This is a genomic window from Aquamicrobium segne, assembly GCF_042656785.1.
Classification (GTDB): domain Bacteria; phylum Pseudomonadota; class Alphaproteobacteria; order Rhizobiales; family Rhizobiaceae; genus Mesorhizobium; species Mesorhizobium segne.
Map to the genome: position 1 here is coordinate 1 of NZ_JBHSLL010000051.1, position 19,464 is coordinate 19,464.

General features: G+C 62.0%; 18 protein-coding genes and 2 pseudogenes. 18 read left to right on the forward strand and 2 right to left on the reverse strand.

Translation table 11 applies throughout. The annotated features are described in order from the left end of the window. The 6 genes from ACFPLB_RS13535 to ACFPLB_RS13560 form a co-directional block, all read left to right on the forward strand. On the forward strand, positions 1-410 hold a 410-nt coding region (locus tag ACFPLB_RS13535; protein ID WP_378230499.1), incomplete at its 5' end, for an Rnf-Nqr domain containing protein. Next, the gene (gene nqrE / locus ACFPLB_RS13540; protein ID WP_378230501.1) at positions 407-1,018 is read left to right on the forward strand and encodes an NADH:ubiquinone reductase (Na(+)-transporting) subunit E; all 612 of its coding nucleotides are present in this window, start codon (positions 407-409) and stop codon (positions 1,016-1,018) included. The genes ACFPLB_RS13535 and nqrE, both read left to right, overlap by 4 nt. Beyond that, on the forward strand, positions 1,015-2,235 hold the full coding sequence (gene nqrF / locus ACFPLB_RS13545; RefSeq protein ID WP_378230503.1) for an NADH:ubiquinone reductase (Na(+)-transporting) subunit F: 1,221 nt from the start codon (positions 1,015-1,017) through the stop codon (positions 2,233-2,235). The genes nqrE and nqrF overlap by 4 nt, the downstream gene beginning before the upstream one ends. A gap of 3 nt (positions 2,236-2,238) precedes the next feature. Further along, on the forward strand, positions 2,239-3,210 hold the full coding sequence (locus tag ACFPLB_RS13550; RefSeq protein ID WP_378230506.1) for an FAD:protein FMN transferase: 972 nt from the start codon (positions 2,239-2,241) through the stop codon (positions 3,208-3,210). A 4-nt stretch (positions 3,211-3,214) separates the two neighbouring features. Continuing rightward, on the forward strand, positions 3,215-3,382 hold the full coding sequence (locus ACFPLB_RS13555; RefSeq protein WP_378230508.1) for a hypothetical protein: 168 nt from the start codon (positions 3,215-3,217) through the stop codon (positions 3,380-3,382). Next, positions 3,379-3,783: a CBS domain-containing protein gene (locus ACFPLB_RS13560; protein WP_378230510.1), complete on the forward strand. Its 405-nt coding sequence runs from the start codon at positions 3,379-3,381 to the stop codon at positions 3,781-3,783. The genes ACFPLB_RS13555 and ACFPLB_RS13560 overlap by 4 nt, the downstream gene beginning before the upstream one ends. Positions 3,784-4,203: 420 nt before the next feature. Here the strand turns inward: ACFPLB_RS13560 and ACFPLB_RS13565 are convergent. Then, positions 4,204-4,386 (reverse strand): annotated as a pseudogene (locus tag ACFPLB_RS13565) (aspartate aminotransferase family protein); the annotation flags it as partial. A 146-nt stretch (positions 4,387-4,532) separates the two neighbouring features. Here ACFPLB_RS13565 and ACFPLB_RS13570 point away from each other — a divergent pair. Together ACFPLB_RS13570 and ACFPLB_RS13575 are read left to right on the forward strand one after the other, a co-directional pair. Then, the gene (locus ACFPLB_RS13570; protein WP_378230513.1) at positions 4,533-4,802 is read left to right on the forward strand and encodes a DUF6455 family protein; all 270 of its coding nucleotides are present in this window, start codon (positions 4,533-4,535) and stop codon (positions 4,800-4,802) included. Positions 4,803-5,223: 421 nt separating this feature from the next. Continuing rightward, positions 5,224-5,594: pseudogene (locus ACFPLB_RS13575) on the forward strand (sodium-independent anion transporter); the annotation flags it as partial. Between the two features lie 110 nt (positions 5,595-5,704). Here ACFPLB_RS13575 and ACFPLB_RS13580 read toward each other — a convergent pair. Next, positions 5,705-6,178: a Ros/MucR family transcriptional regulator gene (locus tag ACFPLB_RS13580; RefSeq protein WP_378230515.1), complete on the reverse strand. Its 474-nt coding sequence runs from the start codon at positions 6,176-6,178 to the stop codon at positions 5,705-5,707. Positions 6,179-6,357: 179 nt separating this feature from the next. On the opposite strand from ACFPLB_RS13580, the gene ACFPLB_RS13585 reads away from it, so the two are divergent. From ACFPLB_RS13585 to mauJ, 10 genes are all read left to right on the forward strand, one after another. Then, a complete protein-coding gene (locus ACFPLB_RS13585; RefSeq protein ID WP_378230518.1) occupies positions 6,358-6,642 on the forward strand; it encodes a hypothetical protein in 285 nt (94 codons plus the stop codon). A 672-nt stretch (positions 6,643-7,314) separates the two neighbouring features. Beyond that, positions 7,315-8,220, forward strand: a complete 906-nt coding sequence (locus ACFPLB_RS13590; protein ID WP_378230521.1) for a DUF3991 and toprim domain-containing protein — start codon at positions 7,315-7,317, stop codon at positions 8,218-8,220. 147 nt (positions 8,221-8,367) lie between these two features. Further along, on the forward strand, positions 8,368-8,799 hold the full coding sequence (locus ACFPLB_RS13595) for a hypothetical protein (protein ID WP_378230523.1): 432 nt from the start codon (positions 8,368-8,370) through the stop codon (positions 8,797-8,799). Beyond that, positions 8,796-10,601, forward strand: coding sequence for a PcfJ domain-containing protein (locus ACFPLB_RS13600; RefSeq protein ID WP_378230525.1), 1,806 nt, complete (start codon positions 8,796-8,798; stop codon positions 10,599-10,601). The genes ACFPLB_RS13595 and ACFPLB_RS13600 overlap by 4 nt, the downstream gene beginning before the upstream one ends. Before the next feature lie 27 nt (positions 10,602-10,628). Continuing rightward, positions 10,629-11,333: a DUF6915 family protein gene (locus ACFPLB_RS13605; RefSeq protein WP_378230527.1), complete on the forward strand. Its 705-nt coding sequence runs from the start codon at positions 10,629-10,631 to the stop codon at positions 11,331-11,333. After that, the gene (locus ACFPLB_RS13610) at positions 11,330-11,626 is read left to right on the forward strand and encodes a DUF5983 family protein (RefSeq protein WP_378230529.1); all 297 of its coding nucleotides are present in this window, start codon (positions 11,330-11,332) and stop codon (positions 11,624-11,626) included. Before ACFPLB_RS13605 ends, ACFPLB_RS13610 begins: the two co-directional genes overlap by 4 nt. 273 nt (positions 11,627-11,899) lie before the next feature. Then, positions 11,900-12,505: a DUF1419 domain-containing protein gene (locus ACFPLB_RS13615; RefSeq protein WP_378230531.1), complete on the forward strand. Its 606-nt coding sequence runs from the start codon at positions 11,900-11,902 to the stop codon at positions 12,503-12,505. Between the two features lie 14 nt (positions 12,506-12,519). Beyond that, positions 12,520-12,918 carry a DUF3085 domain-containing protein gene (locus ACFPLB_RS13620; protein WP_378230533.1) on the forward strand — a complete coding sequence of 133 codons (399 nt, stop codon included), beginning with the start codon at positions 12,520-12,522 and terminating at the stop codon, positions 12,916-12,918. Positions 12,919-13,002: 84 nt separating this feature from the next. After that, positions 13,003-18,099, forward strand: a complete 5,097-nt coding sequence (locus ACFPLB_RS13625; protein ID WP_378230535.1) for an Eco57I restriction-modification methylase domain-containing protein — start codon at positions 13,003-13,005, stop codon at positions 18,097-18,099. 242 nt (positions 18,100-18,341) lie between these two features. Then, entirely contained in the window at positions 18,342-19,406 is a 1,065-nt protein-coding gene (gene mauJ, locus ACFPLB_RS13630) for a methylamine utilization protein MauJ (RefSeq protein WP_378230537.1), read from the forward strand. Positions 19,407-19,464: the final 58 nt, after the last annotated feature.

Here is a 19,464-nt window from a genome sequence, read left to right on the forward strand (position 1 = left end):
ACTTCAATCTCAAACAAGCCATTGAAATCACTCACTACGTGAGTCCCAGTTTCAAACATAAATCGACAGCCACCAACTGCATCGTGCTCGGCCGCACCGAATCCTTCGCCCGCACCAACCCGCCGCTGCCCTCGATGGTCGACGCGCTCGGCAACGGGCTCGGCTACGGGCTGATGCTGGTGGTGATCGGGACCTGCCGCGAATTGTTCGGCACCGGCAAGTTGCTCGGCTTTCAGATCCTGCCGCTGGCCGAGCAGGGCGGCTGGTTCACCCCGCTCAGCCTGATGCTTCTGGCTCCCAGCGCCTTCTTCCTGCTCGGCGGGCTGGTCTGGGCGATGCGCAGCATCTGGCCGGAGCAGGCCGACGATCCCGACTTTCCGCCGCACGAGATCGGGGAGGAGCGCCGATGAACGATCTCGGCGCGCTGTTCCTGCGGGCGATGTTCGTTGAGAACATGCCGCTGACCTATTTCCTCGGCCTGTGCACCTTTCTGGCGCTGTCGCGGCGGCCGGACACGGCCTTCGGTCTCGGCGTCGCCGTCATTCTGGTGATGGGCTTCACGGTGCCGCTCAACCAGCTGATCTATTCAGCGGTGCTGGCGCCGGGGGCATGGCGCTGGGCCGGCTTGCCGGATGTCGACCTTTCCTACCTGTCGCTGCTGACTTTCATCGGTGTGGTGGCGGGCTGCGTCCAGCTGCTCGAAATGGTGCTCGACCGCTACCTGCCGAAGCTGCGGGCGGCGTTCGGAGCCTTCCTGCCTCTGCTGACGATCCATTGCGCCATCATCGGCGGCAGCCTGTTCATGGTCGAGCGCCGCTATGATTTCGCGGAAGCCGCGGTCTACGGCCTCGGCAGCGGCGCGGGCTTCGCGCTCGCTGTGGTGATGCTCGGCGCGGTGCGCGCCCGGCTCGCCTATGCCGACCTGCCCGCCGGCCTGCGCGGGCTCGGCATCGCCTTTCTCATCACCGGCATGATGTCGCTCGGCTTTTCCTCCTTCGCGCAGATGGCGGCCCAATGACCGAGATCGCGCTGGGCTCCCTCTTCGTCATCGCGCTCGTCACCGGCCTGTCGGCGGCGCTGCTCTTCGCGCGAAGGCTGCTGATCCCGCAGGAGGCGGTCGCCGTCGTCGTCAATGGCGGCACGCGCATCGAGGCGGGGCGCGGCGACCAGCTTCTCGCCGTGCTTCATGGCGCCGGCATCGCGGTTCCCGCCGCCTGCGGCGGGGCCGGCACATGCGGGCTTTGCCGGGTGGCGGTCGAGGGGCCGGGGCTGGGCGAGCCGCAGGCGACGGAACTGGGCATCCTGTCGCCCGCCGAGCGGCGCGAACATCTGCGCCTCGCCTGCCAGACCAAGCTGCGCGGGTCGGTCGACGTGACTGTCGCGGCCGACGTGCTGGCGGCGGAATCCTTCCCCTGCAAGGTGCTGTCCAATTGCATGCTCGCGCCGCTGATCCGCGAACTCACGCTCGAACTGCCGCAAGGCCGCGAATTCCGCTTCCGCGCCGGCGGTTTCGCGCAGCTGACGGCCCCGGCCTACAGCCTCGATTTCGCGCAGATCGAGGTCGATCCCGCCCATGAGCAGGCATGGCGCATCGCCGGTTGGCCGGCGCTGAAATCGGCTTCGCCGGTGCCGGTGACCCGCGCGTATTCGATCGCCAGCCGCCCGCAGGATGCCGGGCGCATCGTCTTCAACATCCGCCTCGCCGTGCCGCCGGCTGGCCGCGAGCACGACATTCCGCCCGGCATCGTCTCGTCCTGGCTGTTCTCGCTGAAGCCGGGCGACATGGTGCAGGCCGGCGGCCCGTTCGGCGAGTTCTTCGTCCAGCCGAGCGAGCGCGAGATGGTGTTCATTGGCGGCGGCGTCGGCATGGCGCCGCTGCGCGCCATGATCCACGAGCAGATTGGCCTCGGCACCAAGCGCAAAATGTCGTTCTTCTACGGCGCGCGGGCGGTGGCGGATCTGTTCTATGTCGAGGAGTTCGAGGCGATCGCAGCCACGCATGAAAACTTCTCATGGACGCCGGCGCTCTCCGACCCCGCGCCGTCCGACCGCTGGACCGGCGAGACGGGCTTCATCCACGAGACCGTGCGCAAGGCGCTCGCCGGCCATCCGGCTCCCGACGAGTGCGAATTTTATCTCTGCGGCCCGCCGGTGATGATCTCGGCGGTGCTGGCCATGCTGCACCGGCTGGGCGTCGAGCCGCATTCCATCTACAATGACGATTTCGGAGGTTGAGCCATGCGCTTTCGACACGACCGCCGCCGTTTCCTCGCGCTCAGCGGTGCCGCCTGCCTCGCCGCACCGGCGCTAGCCCGTGGCGCGCCGGCGCTGGCCCACATCGAGGGCGGTGCATTCGGGACGGGCTGGCGCATCTCCCTGCCGGACGTGGCGGAGACCGGAAGTCTGCGCATGAGGGTGGAAAATCTGCTCGCCGATCTCGATCTCGCCTTCTCGCCATGGCGCGGCGACAGCGCGATTTCGCGCTTCAACAGCGGCGCCGCGCGCGACATGGCCGTCTCACCGGAGATCGCCGAAGTCACGCGGGAAGCCCTTGCGGTGGCGGATGCAAGCGAAGGGCGGTTCGATCCGACCGTCGGACCGCTCGTCGCCCGCTGGGGCTTCGGCCCGATCCATCAGGGCAGGGCTGGCGGCTGGCAGGGGCTTGCGGCCGACGACCGCCACATATCCAAAGCCAACCCGGCGCTGACGCTCGACCTGTGCGGCATCGCCAAGGGCCACGCGCTCGACCGGGTGACGGCGCTGCTGCTCGACGGCGGCCATGACCATTTCCTCGCCGATCTCGGCGGCGAGCTTGCCGCGCGCGGCCGCCACCCTTCCGGCCGCATCTGGCAGGTCGGCATCGAAGATCCACGGCGGGAAGCGACTAGTCTTGCCGGCGTGCTGCTTCTGGACGGAATGGCGGTCGCCACCTCGGGCGACCGTGCCAATGGCTACGACATCGGCGGAAGGCGGTTCAGCCACATCATCGATCCGACCAGCGGCGAGCCGGTGGAAAGCAGGCTTGCTTCGGTTTCGGTGCGTGGCGCGACCGCGCGGCAGGCCGATGGCTGGGCGACGGCGCTGATGGCGGCGGGCGACGCCGGGCCTGAATTGGCAAAGCGGCAGGGATTACCGGCCCTGTTCCTGTTCCGTGAAGGCGGCGGGCTGCGCCGCGCCGTCACGGGACGCTTTATGCAGCATCTGGTGTAAAATCATGATGGAAGCCATACTTGCCGTTCTGATCGTCTGCCTCGCCGCCTTGTGCCTCGGTGCCGGCCTGCTGATGGGGCGCGGTGAACTGAAAAGGGGCTGCGACGGCCTCGCCTGCGTCGGCGGACAGCGCTGCGGCGGCTGCCCGCACAAGGACGAGGAACCCGCATGAACACCGGATCCACGATCGAGCCCGTCATGCGCACGGATTTCCTACGCCTGTCGCCCGCGACGCCGATCCGCGAGGCCGCCGCCGCCTTCGTCCGCACGGGCCTCGCCGCCGCGCCGGTGCTCAACGATGCCGGCGTCCTCGTCGGCATGCTGACCGAGAAGGACTGTCTGCGCCCGATGCTGAACGCCAGCTACTACCAGCAATGGGAAGGCAGCGTCGCCGATATCATGAGCAGCGATGCGCGCGCGCTGCCTGTCGATCTCGACCCCGTCTCCGCAGCCGAGGAGTTCCTCACCCGCTCACACCGGGCCTATCCCGTCATGCGCGACGGCGTGGTGGTAGGCCTTTTGCACCGGTCCGACCTGTTCGCGGCAATTCTGATGCTGTCGGAAAGGCATTAATGCGCTGTCTCACTATGTTAGCCGACCATATCGTTCCGTTAACCGAGGTTTAGAGGCCCCGACAGGGATCTGTATACCCTACGCCTTTAGGTGGCAGGGATGGGGCTATTTCCGGTGTAGATTGTCCGGATAGAAGCGTGCAAATGTGGCAGCCACACGGTTTGAGGCTGCAAACCCGCGCTGCATTTGGTCCGAGAAGGTCGTCTTCCGGTCCTGACGTCGAGGCCAGTCTCGATGCTCAGCGCGGAGATGGTTGACGACCGCGCGCTTCTGTCCAGAATGCGATGCGGTCCGAACGCGTCGGGAAAAGAACGTATTTGCGCCGGATGAGCGCGACACGCCGTGGACAGCGATTAGCAAAGAACGCCTTTAGCTTAACCGCCGTAGCCCGCCGGCAGCTCGTGCACGTCCTTGAAACTCCTAGTCGAACACACTCTTCACCGCATCCACCGTCTTCTCCACGATGGTGTCCGCTTCGGCGTGGGTCAGACAAAACGGTGGCGCGAAGCCCAGAATGTCGCCCTGCGGCATGGTGCGGCCAAGGACGCCGCGTTCGGCTAAGGCAGCGGCGATCTGCGGTCCGATCTTGTCGGCGGCATCGAAGCGGTGGACCTCGCTGTGGAGTTGATCAAGCAAAACGAAGATGAACTGCATCAATGCTGGCGCGACGAAGCGGCACATTCGTTCAAATGGCTGCGTCCACTATACTTCTTGGCGTTATTCGTTTGATCTGGTGCGAGGAGGCTGTCATGTATCCCGGTACACAACGCTGGCCTCTGACGAAGAAGGTCTGGCGGCAATTCGACGTCTTCGATCTGGTCATGAAGCGGACCCAGGTCAACCCAGCTTGCGCCGCACGTGAGCGTTCTGGCATCGCTATTGCCGAGGCTCGTAATGTCTGCCTTGCCTGCCCGATGCAGGAGCGATGTCACACATTGCTGGATCGCAACGCCAACCCTGACGAAGTGCAAGCGATCTGTCCCAATTCCGGTTTCTTTGCGCGTCATCGTTTGCCATAAAGCACGGTCGTCGGGAATTTCTGTGTTATCGTAGTAGTTTTATTCAGAGTGCCGATGGTCAATAACGCAGAACACCGCGTTCCTCCGTCGGTCCACTCATGAGCCTCCTCCTATCGTCAGGTCATCGACTTTGCTCTGGATGGCAGATCAATATCCAGCCGCGATGCCCCCGATCCGGAACATACAGTGAATAATTGCAATCTATAGATTGTGCTTTGGTTGTGGCAGGTAGTGAAAAGAGAACAAAGGTTCTGAGTGCTCAGCTGAGGCGCGCCCGCCCTTTCGCTCGACCTCATCTTAGCGGTTGATGCTCGCCCAGGAACTGATCGGGCTATGTGCGGTCATCGCCGTCGGGCTTTCATCTGGCTATCCGGCCTCCGCAGGCTTTGCGTGCACGATTGTCAATTTCGACGTCGGCGCTCACCCCCGACGATCCAGCGTCGTCATGCTCGCAACGGTGATAACGGTTGTGGGCACACATAATCTGGCACTCGGCGTTGGGGTCGGTGTGCTGCTGTCAGGAACCTTCTTTGCATGGACAGTTGACAGATATTCCGTGTCACCTCGACGCTCTCAGAAGACAGCAGGCGCCGGCACTACCGTATCGAAGGTCAGATATTCTTCGCGTCAGCCGATGATTTCCTTGCCGCCATCGACACGGCCGTGTTGAAATTTCGCAAGACCAGCGCGGATGTTGAGGTCATCGGCCTCAACGACGCCAGCGCCACCATCATGGACAAGCTCGCCGTGCATGACCAGCCGAACGCAATGGAAAAGGTGCTTGGGCACTAGCCAGCAGCGAGAGCGGTGAACCAGCAAGTCCACCAGACATATTATGGACGTTGCCCGTGAACGCGCACGCCAGCAGGCCCGCCACCCTCACCCAGAGCTGGAATCAGGTCTCAAGTGAATTTGAGACCGAGTTTCTTTTGTCTGGCGGGAGCCGCTGGCGGAACCTCGGCGGGCGCTGCCTTGCGTCCCAGTCCGGCGGCCTTTGCCAAGGCGGAACGCGAAGCTGAATAGTTTGGCGCCACCATCGGATAGTCCGCTGGCAGGCCCCATTTCGCGCGGTACTCGTCCGGCGTAACTCCGTGGTGGGTCGCCAGGTGCCGCTTCAGGGATTTGAACTGCTTTCCGTCTTCGAGGCAGACGATGTAGTCCGGTGTGACCGACTTCCTGATCGAGACGGCCGGCTTTTGCGGTTCGGAGGTATCTTCCGCCGGTGCTGCAATCTGATGCTGAAGGGCAGCGTGAAAATTGACAATCAGGCCCGTCAATTCCGCGACGGGCACAGGATTGTTCGATACATAGGCCGACACGACATCAGCAGTCAGTTCAATGAGCCTGTCGGCGTCGCTCGGGAGGTTGTCACTCATGAATATTTCCCTTGCCGTTTAAACTTCTTCTACACGTCACTTACAGGATGGCGGCTGTGCAATACAATGGCCGCTTGTGACGCAGCCCTGCAATCAGGGCGGTTGTCGCAACTGAAGCGCTGCGAGGTTTCAGCGGTGGGGGTTGCCATTTCTTGACGCGCAGGAGGCAGTGAGTGGGCATGTTTGCAGCCATCGGCAGCTGGATAGACCATCGGCGGGAGCTGCGCCGCCGCTGGCGGGATGATGCACGACGGCTTCTCGGCGCTGAGGAAATCTACGCCTATTACGAGGCGCAGCGCCGGGCAACTCGTGCCCGTATACATGGCGACAGACGTGAATTCTATCACTGGGCAAAGGTCTCGGCCGAAATCGCCCGTCTCTCGCCGAAGGTGGAAATGGACATCGCAGTGCTGCGCGCGATCGTCGCTGAGGAGAAGGGGCGATGGGAGAGGTCCCGCACGTGAAGTCCGATGGTTATACGCGCGCAAATTCATCGTGGCGTTTCGTGCCGGGCGAGCCGTATGGAGTCATCACCGATCGGTCAGTATGGCAGAAACCGGAAAGCATATCGCTGGCTAAAAAATTGGTCCCGGCCTCTTTGGGCATTGAGGGGGTAAGGGGAGGGCCGGGACCAGGCTCGCAGCGGCAACGCGAGCACGGAGAGATTGCATCTCCCTGCTGAGAAAAACAAGGGCGAGGATCTTGCACAAAGAGCTGACAGCGATACCGAGCAGGATCTCTTGGCAGTTACCCGCAAGGATATGGGCCCAGATCATCAGCGACGACGTGCTCGAGGTGATGTCCACGGCGAACTCGACGACGCGGATGTCGAGGTCATCATCACGTATACCCCCCATATCAGGTCGGGTCGTCCTTATTAGGTCCGCTCGACTATCGCGGCCATAGCTCGGCAGAAATGCCGGGTTGTGTCGTTGTGCTCTTCATCTTTGGCTGGCGAATGGTGAACCTGCCACTGGCGAGCTGGCGGCCGCAAGGGAAGCTCATGCCGCGGCCAGGAGGCCGCGCCCTTGCCCCCGCCGCTCTTCGCGGCCGGTGAGAAGGGTCCCGGTAAGGTTTACGGGGGAAAGAAACCTGACAAAGGAAAGGCCGGCCGCGCCAGGCGCGCCGGGCAAAACATGGAACGAGAAGACATTGACGAGCTACGGAGCCAGGTCAAGTGCGCGGCAGTGCTGGAACAGGCGGGATTTGGTATTGACCAAAAGGAAAGCACACGAAAGGCGATGAAATATCGCCGGAACGCCGAGATCATCATCGTCATCCATGACGGCAAGGGCTGGTTCGACCCACTCGGCGAGAGCAAGGGGGACGTGTTTAATCTCGTCGAGCACCTGCAGGGTGTGCGCTTTGTCGAAGCCATGCACGAGGTGGCAGGTCTTGTCGGATTCGTTCCGTCCGAACCCGTCTGGAAGCGAGAATCGCGCGACCGAAAGCCTGACCTTTCGATTCCCGAGCGATGGCGCACACGGCGCAAGCCCTGGAAGGGATCGGCAACCTGGCGTTATCTGATTGATGAGCGCGGTCTTAGCGAACGGATCGTCCGTATCGCGATTTCCACCAATCTGCTGCGCGAAGGTCCCCATAGCAGCATGTGGGCTGCCCATGCCGACAATGATGGCGCCATCACCGGCTGGGAAGAGCGCGGACCCGACTGGCGTGGCTTTGCATCCGGGGGCGCCAAGGTCCTGTTTCGCCTTGGGCGGCCGGAGGCTTTACGCCTGTGTGTGACCGAGGCCGCGATCGACGCCATGAGCCTTGCGGCGATCGAGGAGATGGGAGCCGGCACACTCTATCTCAGCGCCGGGGGCGGCTGGTCTCCGGCCACATCCGAAGCTCTGAGCCGGCTGGCCGAGCGCCCCGGCGCTGAACTTGTCGCGGCCACCGACGCCAATGCGCAGGGTGAGGTGTTTGCCGAACGGCTCCTCGAGATCGCTGAACAGACCGGCTCTGCCTGGTCGCGTCTTCTGCCTCCGCATGACGACTGGAACGATGCTCTGCGTGCCCGCAACAAGGAGCGAGAATAAAGGAGAGAGGGAGGATAAGGCCTGCCGCATGCCCGCCGGCTGCGTCAAGGGTGAAGCTTCGCCCGGCTAAAGCCGGCCCTTGACCCTGCCGGACGGAGAGGCGGCCGCCCGAAGGTGTTTTTCAACACCAGGAAAAGGGCAAGGCAAATGGACCTGACTGAACGGCTGGGCGCAATCCTGCGGGCGCTCGAGATCACCGAGATCGTCTACTCATTGAACGGGAGCGGCGATTCCGGAGAAACCGACCTTGACAGCGTTACTTATCGCAATGACCCGGAGGCACACGACCTGCCGGATATTCCGATCTTCATCTCCGACCGCGGCGATATCAGATATCTGCCGGCGCTTCTGGAAAACATCGTCTCCGATGCCCCCGATGGCGACTGGGTGAACAATGAAGGCGGTTATGGCACCGTCTATGTGCGCCCCTTTGAGGACGAGGAGGCCCTTACCGTCGAATGCGACATGGCTTTCCGGGAGGATGGCGACTATGGCGATGACGATGACTACGAGGATGAGGATTTCGATGATGACGATGCGTCCGACATGGATGAGACCACTGCGGAGGTCTCGCCATGACCTGTCGAACCTGGAACCGGCTCAAATCCGATGCTGCCACCCTGCTGATCGAGGCGTGTCGGCCACTATCTGATCAGGCTGAGGCGCTCGAGGCGCTGTCGAGCGTTGTTGCTCTGGCAGAGCTGGACTTCACCGTCAGGATTGTCGACGGGCGGCTTGAGCCCGACCTGCGGACCCGCCCAAATGCGATGAATCATCAGCTGGCGCGGGAACTGCTCGATCTCATCGCCGAATTCGCAACGGACCATGTTTCCAGCGCTCGCCCCGACCACGATCCGGCCCTTGGAGGCTGGATAGAAGAGCGCGGCTTTTCGGATCTCATGATCATCTTGCTGGAAAAGGGAGCCGAATGGCAGACCCTCACCGATCTCGCACGGCTCGTGGCCAACGCGATCACCAGCCTGGCGAAGCGGTCGAGGGCGCTCGCCCATGCGCATGTGAAAAAGGTCGTTGTTCGGGACTTGCCGGCAATTGCATCGACCCAGCAGAACCTGTCCGTGATGGCGGCCTGGCTTCTGGCGCCGGAGACGAGTGGACAGCCGCACCGTGCCGAAATCTTGCAGCGTCGCCTGCAGGCTGCCACGATCTACGGTGCGCTTTCGATGACGCTCAGGCAGCCAGACATTACCGAAGCCATCGACACGGGGCGCCCCCTCGCTCCATTGCTGATGGCACGCCACACTCTGACCGTGGCGGAACTGCGAGCGCTGAGAGGTGCCCGGCTCCTGGCGCATACGATCGAAAACCACACCGATTTCCACGTCGCGATCGAGGAGTTAAAAGCCCATCAGGTTGCGCTTTGTGAATGGCCGGGCCGCGGCCGACCGGAGCAACAAGCCGCGTGGGAGCGATCGGCTTGGATCAAATCGCCGCGGCAGCATTTCGTGCGGCCAGACGATCTCGGCCCCAATGGCCAGGGCGTCACAGACGCGATCGAGGCGCTTCGCCAGGATCTCCTGCGCCCGATCGTCGTGGAACGAATTCGCCTTGGCGGGTTCAGACCGAACCATCAGATCGGATCATTCGCCCAGTCGCTAACGCTGGGCGGGGCGAAAGGGGGCGGCCAACCGCGCCGCCTTCTTCTTTCTGGCTTGCACAGGGCCATTGTCGGGCCACGAAAGCCCAAGGCATTCCATGAGGCTGTCGGGATATGGCATCGCCGCGTCGCCTCGCTCTCGGCGCTCCGGCACGAGCGTCGGGCCGACCGCCCCGGATGGCCGCGCCTTTGTGCGCCATGGGTTTCGCCATGCGGTCGATTCGAAGTGGTGGCATTGTCGTCAGCAGCCGATCTCGTGGAAGAAGGCCGGCTGCTCGATCATTGCGTTGGCGGCTATTATGACATCTGCCGCCGCGGCGACACGCAGATTCTCTCGTTGCGAGAGGCTGGCAGACGGGCAGCGACGATCGAAGTCAAGCTCGGTCACGAGACCAACGATCTCACCTTCGAGATTGGCCAATTCAAAGCGCGGCGCAATACGGCGCCGCTTGCGCACCACCATGAGGGATTGCGGGAGTTCCTGCGGGCAATCCGTAAGGGCGGGCATCCCGTCGAGGCGCAGGCCATCGCCCGCCATCGCAAGCGGATGCGAAAAATATGGGACGGCAACTGGCACAGCGACGCCATGACGCTCGCCCATGCCAGGGAGGTTTTTTCTTTCTATCTCCCGTTGCTGCCCCGCGGTACGCCGCCGGATCTGGACTCCTGGGCCGAGAGTTCCGGCCTCAATGCGGTCCTCGATAGCACGCTTGCCTATCTCGAGACCGGCCCGCGGGTCGAGATCGACACCTACATCCCCTACTGAATCCCGACATCCTCAAAGGAGAGCGATATGCACCCCTACGACCATGCGCGCTCGTCGGCGCGCATCCATGGCGGCGTCTGGCAAGATTATTATTCACTTCATGCCTGGTTCGACGCTACAAAGGCCGTCCTGTGCCGATTTACGCACCGGGCGCTGCGCCATCATATTGAAGGCGCCGCCGAGGCAATGGCGCATTTCGGTGCCGATATCCAGAATGCCGACCATGTCGATGTCGACGTGATGACGCTCGGGCTTCAGCATCTCGAGGAAGATTGTCCGCGCATAGTCCACGCGAGCGACTGGCTCGTTGGCTTCGCTGCTCCCGACTGGCTTCCCACCTCGATCCCGGCGCCGGAAAACCTCGCCGAGACGAGCGTCATGCGCTTCGGGGGCGAGGTTTCCGACTATCTGCCACTCCATCGATGGTTCCTTGCGACGGCGCACTGGACGCCGGGGTTGGCGCATCTCGCCTTCCGGCATCATGCGTTCGGGATTTTTGAAGCCGAATCCCGGTTTGGTCCCGTCTTCAGGCTCGGCAATGGCAAGGCCGTCCCGACCAGGGTCGTTGCTGAACGCCATGTGCAGAAAGTGCTTGGGCGCGTGCCCCCTGCAACCGAGTTCCTCAGGCACATCAATGGGGAACGCTGGATGCTGCAGGCAACCTCGCCGCGTCGGCTGGGCCTTGACGATCCGGCTGCTTCCAACGCTGTTCTGGAAAGGACTTCGCCATGACAAGCGCCCCAGAAATCCGCCGCTTTATCGTCGTGTCCACCGGGCATGTCACCGAGACGACCGCCAAACTGCTCGACACCATACCGCCGTCGAGATGGCCCTGCCTGGGCGGCCAATATGGGGACTATGGCTGGTTCGTCTATGCCCATGACGAGAACGCCGGCGTCGGATCCGATGCTATCCCTGACGATTTGTTTGCCGTCATGACCTGGGCGCGTAGCCAAGGATGCGATTACCTGCTTCTCGATTGCGATGCCGACCAGGTGGAGGGGCTTCCTCACTACGAATGGTGAGGCGGCCCGGCCTAGATCCGGCGTTAGCCGTGGGCATGGGAAACTTGGGTGCAGTGGGGTGTGCGCATCAGGAGGGAGAGAAAGAGAAGGAAAGAAGCCGACTGCCGCATGCCCGCCGGCCGCATCAAGGGTGAAGCTTCGCCCGGCTGAAGCCGGCCCTTGACCCGGCCGGACGGAGAGGCGGCCGCGGGGAAGGGTCCGGAAGGGCTGAAGATGATGGTGATCCACGAGGGATAACCGCGCTTCGGCCCGAAAAAGGCCAGGAGCCTCCCCATGACCCATCAAACTTCCCCCAGAAAGATCTATTTCGGCGTCGCAGACCGTCGGCAGATGTGCCGCCTTTTCGACCGCCATGCCCAGCGGCCGAACCGATTTGAGGGCGACAGCGATCATCTCTACGCAGGTGAGTATTTCGAGATCGCACGGACAGAGCATGAATACATGCTCGAGATCCTGCCCCCGCTCTGGATGCGCGGCGAGATGTTCGCCATGCGTGAATTCCTCACCGACCGCGTCACCAGTATTTTCTACCAGCTCAGGATTGACGGGAAGGTCCGCTATTTCCATGGCTATTGCGACCTGACGCAAGCCCGCTCGCCGGTCGAGATGCGCGACGCCATCGTCGAGCGCGAGTCCTGGCCGGTCAGGGCGATGACGCATGAGGAGCGGCTCGAGCATATCTGGAGCGCCACCTACGACGAATATCGCGGCTATGCCGGTGAACGCTGGCTGCCGGAGTTTCGCGGACAGCGCACCGTGCTGGTCTATGGTCGCCGCGGCGGCACGACGCTGAAGCTGTTGAGTGAACTCACCGAGGAGGAGATCCAGGCCAAGCTTCCTGTGCATCTGCGTCACCTGCCCGAGCGGCAGGCAGCGTGAAGGGGAGCGCTGCCATGTTCACCTTTCCGATTCTCGCTGTTCGCAAGGTCATCGCGCGGGGCATCGAAGACGCTGCCGCCAATGGCGGTTTTCGCAATCCCTATTACGGCACCCGTCCGGGCGAGGGTGAACTGCCCGGCCTGTGGCTGGTGGGGGACGAAGGCGTCTACATCCTCTCCAATGGCAAACTCGCCGACGGACAGAAGCCGCTCGTCGTGTACGCCGAGCAGTGCCACCCCAAGGGCGACATCGACTGGTGGGACTACAAGCGCCGCCATTTCGGCGCCGATGACGGCATCGAGTTCATCGACGCCGAGCGGCTGACCCCGCTTTTTGACCGCAACATGGGCGCCACGCACCTCAATGTGCAGCTCACCGAGGCCGAAATCGCGCTCTCGCTGATGTCCCGCTGACATTTTCAACAATCGCAATGCCGATCGCCTGGCCGTCATCAGCGGCCGGGGGATCGCGCACGCCATTATCGCAGGAGAATACCAATGTCGCATGACGACCTGTTCACGATCTCGTCTTCAGCCATCACGTCCCAATCGTCCGGGCTCGGCCTTGGCATCGCCGGGTTTGGTGCAGATCTCGCCGCCAACGATTTCGATGACGATCCGCCACTGAGCGAGCCTGCTCCGGCGATGCCTGCACCGTCTGGTGTCTCGGCGCGCACGTCGTCATCGGCGGAACGCGCCAACTTCTATCTTTCCGGAAGCCGCAATCTCGCGCGCGGCTGGAAGCAGCGAGCGCTCGACAACCTCGCCGCCATCCGTCTCGCCGCCGAAATCGAGGCGGCCGACCGCGCAGCGACGGCGGACGAACAGGCGCAGTTGATCCGCTTTACCGGCTTCGGTGCATCCGAGCTCGCCAATGCCGTGTTTCGCCGTCCCGGCGATGACAGTTTTCGGCCGGGTTGGGATGAAATCGGCAGCGGTCTTGAGGGAACCGTCTCATCTGGCGAATATGCGTCGCTGGCGCGCTGCACCCAATATGCGCATTTCACGCCAGAGTTCATCGTTCGTGCGATCTGGTCCGGACTGCAACGGCTCGGCTGGCGCGGGGGCAGGGTGCTCGAGCCCGGCATCGGAATGGGCCTGTTCCCCGCTACGCTGCCCGAAGCGCTGCGAGAGGTTGCCCACATCACGGGCATCGAGATCGATCCCGTCACGGCTCGCATCGCCCGGTTGCTGCAACCAGGGGCGCATATCGTCAACGCCGACTTTGCCCGCGCCGACCTTCCTGCCAGTTTCGATCTGGCCATCGGCAACCCGCCGTTTTCCGATCGCACTGTCCGGTCGGATCGCGCCTATCGCGCGATGGGACTGCGTCTCCACGACTACTTTATCGCCCGCTCCATCGATCTGCTGAAGCCCGGCGGGCTTGCGGCCTTCGTCACCAGCTCGGGAACGATGGACAAGGCGGATTGCTCGGCGCGGGAGCACATCGCGAAATCGGCCGATCTGATCGCCGCCATCCGGTTGCCCGAAGGCAGCTTTCGCGCCGATGCCGGCACAGACGTCGTGGTCGATGTGCTGTTTTTCCGCAAGCGCAAGATCGGCGAGCCCGAGGGCGAGCAATATTGGCTCGACACAGAGGAGATCAGGCCGGCGACGGCCGATGAGGGGGCCATCCGCGTAAATCGCTGGTTTGCGCGTCATCCCGGTTTTGTCCTGGGCGATCATGCCTTGGCGTCCGGGCCATTCGGCGAAACCTATACCTGCAAGCCCCTTCCGGACGTCGATCTCGAGCAGGCGCTCGCAGCTGCAATCTCTTTTCTTCCGGAAGCGATCTATGACGGCGAGCCCGAGCTTGTCGATGACGATGCTGTTGACAGCGCAGTTTCGCTAGTCGCCCGGTCGGAAAGCGGCGGTATGCGCGAGGGCAGCTTCTACGTCGGCGACAATGCCCAGCTCAAGCAGATGATCGATGGCATTCCTGTCGCGATTACCATCCGCAAAGGCAGGTCGGCCGATGGCGTGCCGGAAAAGCATGCACGTATCATCAGCAAGCTGATCCCGATCCGCGATGCCGTGCGGGAAGTTCTGAAGGCCCAGGAGTACGACAAGCCCTGGAAGCCGGCGCAGGTGAAGCTGCGCATTGCCTGGTCGAACTTCGTCCGGGAGTTCGGCCCGATCAATTTCACCACGGTCTCGGTTTCCGAATACGCAGAGACCGGCGAGGTCCGCGAGACGCATCGGCGGCCCAACCTGCAACCCTTCCTCGACGACCCAGATTGCTGGCTGGTGGCTTCAATCGAGGACTATGATCTTGAGACCAATACCGCACGTCCCGGCCCAATCTTTTCCGAACGGGTCATTGCGCCGCCTTCCGCACCCATCATCGCCTCTCCGGCCGATGCCCTTGCCGTGGTGCTGAACGAGCGGGGTTATGTGGACATCGATCACATCGCCGAGCTGCTGCACAACGACCCCGAGACCGTGATTGCCGCGCTGGGCGACGCGATCTTTCGCGATCCGGAGACCGGCGCCTGGCAGACCGACGATGCCTACCTATCCGGCCAGGTCCGCGACAAGCTCAAGGCGGCTGAGGCCGCCGCCGCGCTCGATCCCGCATTCGAGCGCAATGTCCGCGCCCTGGTCGAGGTGCAGCCTGCCGATCTTGGGCCGTCGGATATCACCGCCCGTCTGGGCGCGCCGTGGATTCCGGCCGCCGATGTCGTCCTCTTCGTCAAGGAGACGATGAATGCCGACATCAAGATCCACCACATGCCCGAACTGGCATCGTGGACGGTGCAGGCGCGCCAGCTTGGCTGGGTGGCCGCCGGCACATCCGAATGGGGCACCGATCGCCGCCATGCCGGCGAGCTGATTGCCGATGCTCTCAACAGCCGCGTGCCGCAGATCTTCGACATTGTGAAGGAAGGCGACAGCGAAAAGCGGGTGCTCAATGTCGTCGACACCGAGGCGGCCAAGGAGAAGCTGCAGAAGATAAAGACCGCGTTCCAGGCCTGGATCTGGTCTGATCCCGACCGCACCGACCGGCTGGCGCGGATCTATAATGATCGCTTCAACAACATCGCCCCGCGAAAATTCAACGGGGATCATCTCCAGCTTCCAGGCGCCTCGGGCGCCTTTTCTCTTTATGGGCACCAGAAACGCGGCATCTGGCGCATCATCTCGGCCGGTTCGACCTATCTTGCCCATGCCGTCGGCGCCGGCAAGACGATGACCATGGCGGCTGCGGTCATGGAGCAAAAGCGCCTCGGCCTGATCGCCAAGGCGATGCTGGTCGTTCCCGGCCATTGCCTGGCGCAGGCTGCGCGCGAGTTTCTGGCGCTCTATCCGACCGCCCGCATCCTGGTTGCCGACGAGACCAATTTTACCAAGGACAAGCGGCATCGCTTCCTCAGTCGTGCCGCGACGGCCACGTGGGATGCGATCATCATCACCCACTCGGCCTTCCGCTTCATCGGCGTCCCTTCCGCCTTCGAGCAACAAATGATTCATGACGAGCTGGAGCTTTACGAAACGCTGCTCACCAAGGTGGAAAGCGATGACCGGGTCTCGCGCAAGCGCCTCGAGCGTTTGAAGGAAGGGCTGAAGGAACGGCTGGAAAACCTCGCCACCAGAAAGGACGATCTCCTCACCATATCCGAAATCGGGATCGACCAGATTATCGTCGATGAGGCGCAGGAGTTCCGCAAACTCAGCTTCGCCACCAATATGTCGACCCTGAAGGGGATCGATCCGAACGGGTCGCAACGGGCCTGGGATCTCTATGTGAAGTCCCGTTTCATCGAGACGAGGAACCCGGGCCGCGCGCTCGTGCTGGCGTCCGGCACGCCGATCACCAACACGCTGGGCGAGATGTTCTCGGTACAGCGTTATCTCGGCTTCGACGCGCTGCATCAGCGCGGCCTGCACGAGTTCGATGCCTGGGCCTCGACCTTCGGCGACGTCACCACCGAACTCGAACTGCAGCCCAACGGCAAGTACAAGCCGGTGACGCGGTTCGCGACCTTCGTCAATGTGCCCGAGCTTATCGCCATGTTCCGCACCTTCGCGGATGTGGTGATGCCCGAGGATCTGCGCGCCTACGTCAAGGTGCCGACGCTCTCGACCGGCGCACGCCAGATCAGAACTTCAAAACCTTCAGCTGCCTTCAAGCGCTACCAGGTCCTGCTCGATGCCCGCATCAAGGCGATCGAAGCACGCGAGGGTCCTCCCCAGCCCGGCGACGATATTCTGCTCTCGGTCATCACCGATGGTCGTCATGCCGCCATCGACCTGCGTCTCGTCGATGCCGACAATGACAATGAGGCGGAAAACAAGCTCAACGACCTTGTCGGCAACGCCTTCCGCATCTGGCGGGAAACGGCAGACCACGGCTACGTCCGGCCCGATGGCAAACCCTTCGAGCTGACCGGCGCGGCCCAGATGATCTTTTCTGATCTCGGGACGATCTCGGTGGAAAAGACGCGCGGTTTCTCAGCCTATCGCTGGATCCGTGACGAGCTCATTCGCCACGGCGTGCCGGCGTCGGAAATCGCCTTCATGCAGGACCACAAAAAGTCCGAAGCCAAGCAGCGGCTGTTTGGTGATGTACGCGCCGGCAAGGTCCGCTTCCTGATCGGGTCGTCGGAAACAATGGGCACGGGCGTCAATGCCCAGCTGCGCTTGAAAGCCCTGCATCACCTCGACGTGCCCTGGCTGCCGTCCCAGATCGAGCAGCGCGAGGGCCGCATCCAGCGGCAAGGCAATCAGCACGATGTCGTCGACATCTTCGCTTACGCAACGGAAGGTTCGATGGATGCGCAGATGTGGCAGAACAACGAGCGCAAGGCCCGGTTCATCGCGGCCGCTCTTTCGGGCGACACTTCGATCCGTCGGCTGGAGGATATGGGTGAAGGGCAGGCGAACCAGTTCGCCATGGCCAAGGCGATTGCCTCAGGCGATCCGCGGCTGATGCAAAAAGCGGGGCTCGAAGCCGATATCGCCCGGCTTGAACGACTCCGTGCTGCACATCAGGACGATCAATTCGCCATTCGCCGGCAAATCCGCGATGCCGAGCGCGACATCGAATACGCCACGCGTCGCATCGGTGAGATCGGGCAGGATATCGACAGGCTGGTGCCAACGGCTGGCCCGTCCTTCTGCATGGGCGTAGGTGATGAGGCTTTCGTGGAGCGCAAGCTCGCTGGTCGCGCATTGATGAAGGAGATCCTCACCCTCGTCCAGCTTCAGCGGGATGGCGATGTCGTGATCGCGTCGCTCGGCGGCTTCGATCTCGAATATTGTGGCGAGCGGTTCGGGAGGGACGGATACCGCTATACCACCATGTTGATGCGTACGGGCGCCGACTACGAGATCGAGCTGGCCGTCACCGCGACCCCGCTGGGTGCTGTTGCCCGGCTTGAGCATGCATTGTCCGGGTTTAGCGATGAGCAAGGGCGGTATCGGCAGCGGCTTGCCGATGCCCAGAATCGCCTCGCTTCCTATCGCTCGCGCCAGGGAGGGGAGTTCTCCTTTTCGGATGAGCTGGATGAGAAGCGCAGACAACTGGCCGACGTGGAAGAGGCACTCGCGGCGAATTTTGGGCTTTCGAGCGACGCTGCCGCAACCGCCGCCTGACGCAATAATTCAAGGATGGCGTGGCGATCTATATGGTTGGTAGCTTCTAGTTCGCGATGGGCATCATTGTCCAACCCCGCTGAAACGGCAAACTTGGGGTGGCTTCCGGAACGGCAGATCATGGTTTACAAGAAGCATTAGCTGCCGCCCCGGCAATACTGGCTATAAGGTCGAACCTTCGCCAGCAGTTAAGTTCAGCCCGTTCGGTGCTGGCGAGGTCGTCAAGCATTTGGGAGTGCTAGATGTCTAGTGAGGAGGGGCTTTCGAAGTGGCTTTCTTCATTTCTGCTAAAGACGAGTTTGCGCCTCCCGGACAATTTGGAACGGCTAGATGGGCGATATGGTGATCTAGATGTTTTTATAAAGAATGTGCCACGGGCACACGGCGAAGAGTACTTTCTTGATTTGAAGTTCGTTTTCAACGCTATCGACATCGATGAAGCTCATGAGGTCGCCGAGGAAATGGCGGCTGAAATCACCCATACACTAAGCTTTGTGAGTGCTGCGAGCGTACGGGTGCATCGCCCAGTGTTTCTCATTAATTGGGATGCTGGAGTAACAATGCGGGACCAGTACGTATATGGTCGCTACCCCATCGTTGACCCCAAAGACGCGCTAGATGCAACTATGTGGCGGACAGTAAACTTGATGTCCGAACATGAAGTGACGTATGCAAAGAGGTCCGCTCTGAGATGGCATACTCGCGGCACACGGGCCTCCAACTTTGAAGATCAGTTTCTTTATCATTTCTTTGCAGTCGAAATTCTGGCAGGCGCAGAGACTTTCATTGGCAAGGTGATCGACAAGTGCCCACATTGCCGGGGAGATCTAACGTGCCCCAATCCCCATTGCGGCAAACCGGAACACCGGCCATACCCAAAGCAAAAGATTGGTCTCCTGCTTCGCGAGGTTGGGTTAAGCTCTAACATTATTGATGAGTTATTGGAACTTCGGAATCTTATTTCACACGGCAAAGAGCGGCCACAAATCAAAGCGCATATGAAGAAGCGCGCCAGCGACTTCGAGTTCGAGAAGGCGATATCGCTAATCGAAGTGGCTTCGACACGTGCGGTTCATCGAGCCCTCGACCTGCCTCAACAAGAACCGCCGTTGGTTTTCTATTTCCAAGAAACTTGGGAGCACGTCATGGCAATACCACGGCTTCATGCACGAATTGGTCTCCCCGGCGACCCCAACAATCCTGATATAGAGGAGGTTTGGATGCCGGAATTAAGCATGATTTTGACCGATCCAAAGACGGGAGAGGAAGAGGTTGTGGTAGTTGGTGGTAAGAATGCATCGCCATAACCGTGTGCGACCGCTTTCGGGATGCAGAAACTCGACAACAATTGACCGCGATGTGGTC

Excerpts from the sequence above, each read along its gene's own strand:
- ACFPLB_RS13560 (WP_378230510.1), top strand. The coding sequence starts at position 3,379 with ATGAACACCGGATCCACGATCGAGCCCGTCATGCGCACGGATTTCCTA.
- ACFPLB_RS13605 (WP_378230527.1), top strand. The coding sequence starts at position 10,629 with ATGCACCCCTACGACCATGCGCGCTCGTCGGCGCGCATCCATGGCGGC.
- ACFPLB_RS13580 (WP_378230515.1), bottom strand. The coding sequence starts at position 6,178 with ATGAGTGACAACCTCCCGAGCGACGCCGACAGGCTCATTGAACTGACT.
- ACFPLB_RS13590 (WP_378230521.1), top strand. The coding sequence starts at position 7,315 with ATGGAACGAGAAGACATTGACGAGCTACGGAGCCAGGTCAAGTGCGCG.
- ACFPLB_RS13625 (WP_378230535.1), top strand. The coding sequence starts at position 13,003 with ATGTCGCATGACGACCTGTTCACGATCTCGTCTTCAGCCATCACGTCC.
- ACFPLB_RS13620 (WP_378230533.1), top strand. The coding sequence starts at position 12,520 with ATGTTCACCTTTCCGATTCTCGCTGTTCGCAAGGTCATCGCGCGGGGC.
- nqrE (WP_378230501.1), top strand. The coding sequence starts at position 407 with ATGAACGATCTCGGCGCGCTGTTCCTGCGGGCGATGTTCGTTGAGAAC.
- ACFPLB_RS13600 (WP_378230525.1), top strand. The coding sequence starts at position 8,796 with ATGACCTGTCGAACCTGGAACCGGCTCAAATCCGATGCTGCCACCCTG.
- ACFPLB_RS13595 (WP_378230523.1), top strand. The coding sequence starts at position 8,368 with ATGGACCTGACTGAACGGCTGGGCGCAATCCTGCGGGCGCTCGAGATC.
- nqrF (WP_378230503.1), top strand. The coding sequence starts at position 1,015 with ATGACCGAGATCGCGCTGGGCTCCCTCTTCGTCATCGCGCTCGTCACC.
- ACFPLB_RS13550 (WP_378230506.1), top strand. The coding sequence starts at position 2,239 with ATGCGCTTTCGACACGACCGCCGCCGTTTCCTCGCGCTCAGCGGTGCC.
- ACFPLB_RS13610 (WP_378230529.1), top strand. The coding sequence starts at position 11,330 with ATGACAAGCGCCCCAGAAATCCGCCGCTTTATCGTCGTGTCCACCGGG.
- mauJ (WP_378230537.1), top strand. The coding sequence starts at position 18,342 with ATGTCTAGTGAGGAGGGGCTTTCGAAGTGGCTTTCTTCATTTCTGCTA.
- ACFPLB_RS13555 (WP_378230508.1), top strand. The coding sequence starts at position 3,215 with ATGATGGAAGCCATACTTGCCGTTCTGATCGTCTGCCTCGCCGCCTTG.
- ACFPLB_RS13585 (WP_378230518.1), top strand. The coding sequence starts at position 6,358 with ATGTTTGCAGCCATCGGCAGCTGGATAGACCATCGGCGGGAGCTGCGC.
- ACFPLB_RS13570 (WP_378230513.1), top strand. The coding sequence starts at position 4,533 with ATGTATCCCGGTACACAACGCTGGCCTCTGACGAAGAAGGTCTGGCGG.
- ACFPLB_RS13615 (WP_378230531.1), top strand. The coding sequence starts at position 11,900 with ATGACCCATCAAACTTCCCCCAGAAAGATCTATTTCGGCGTCGCAGAC.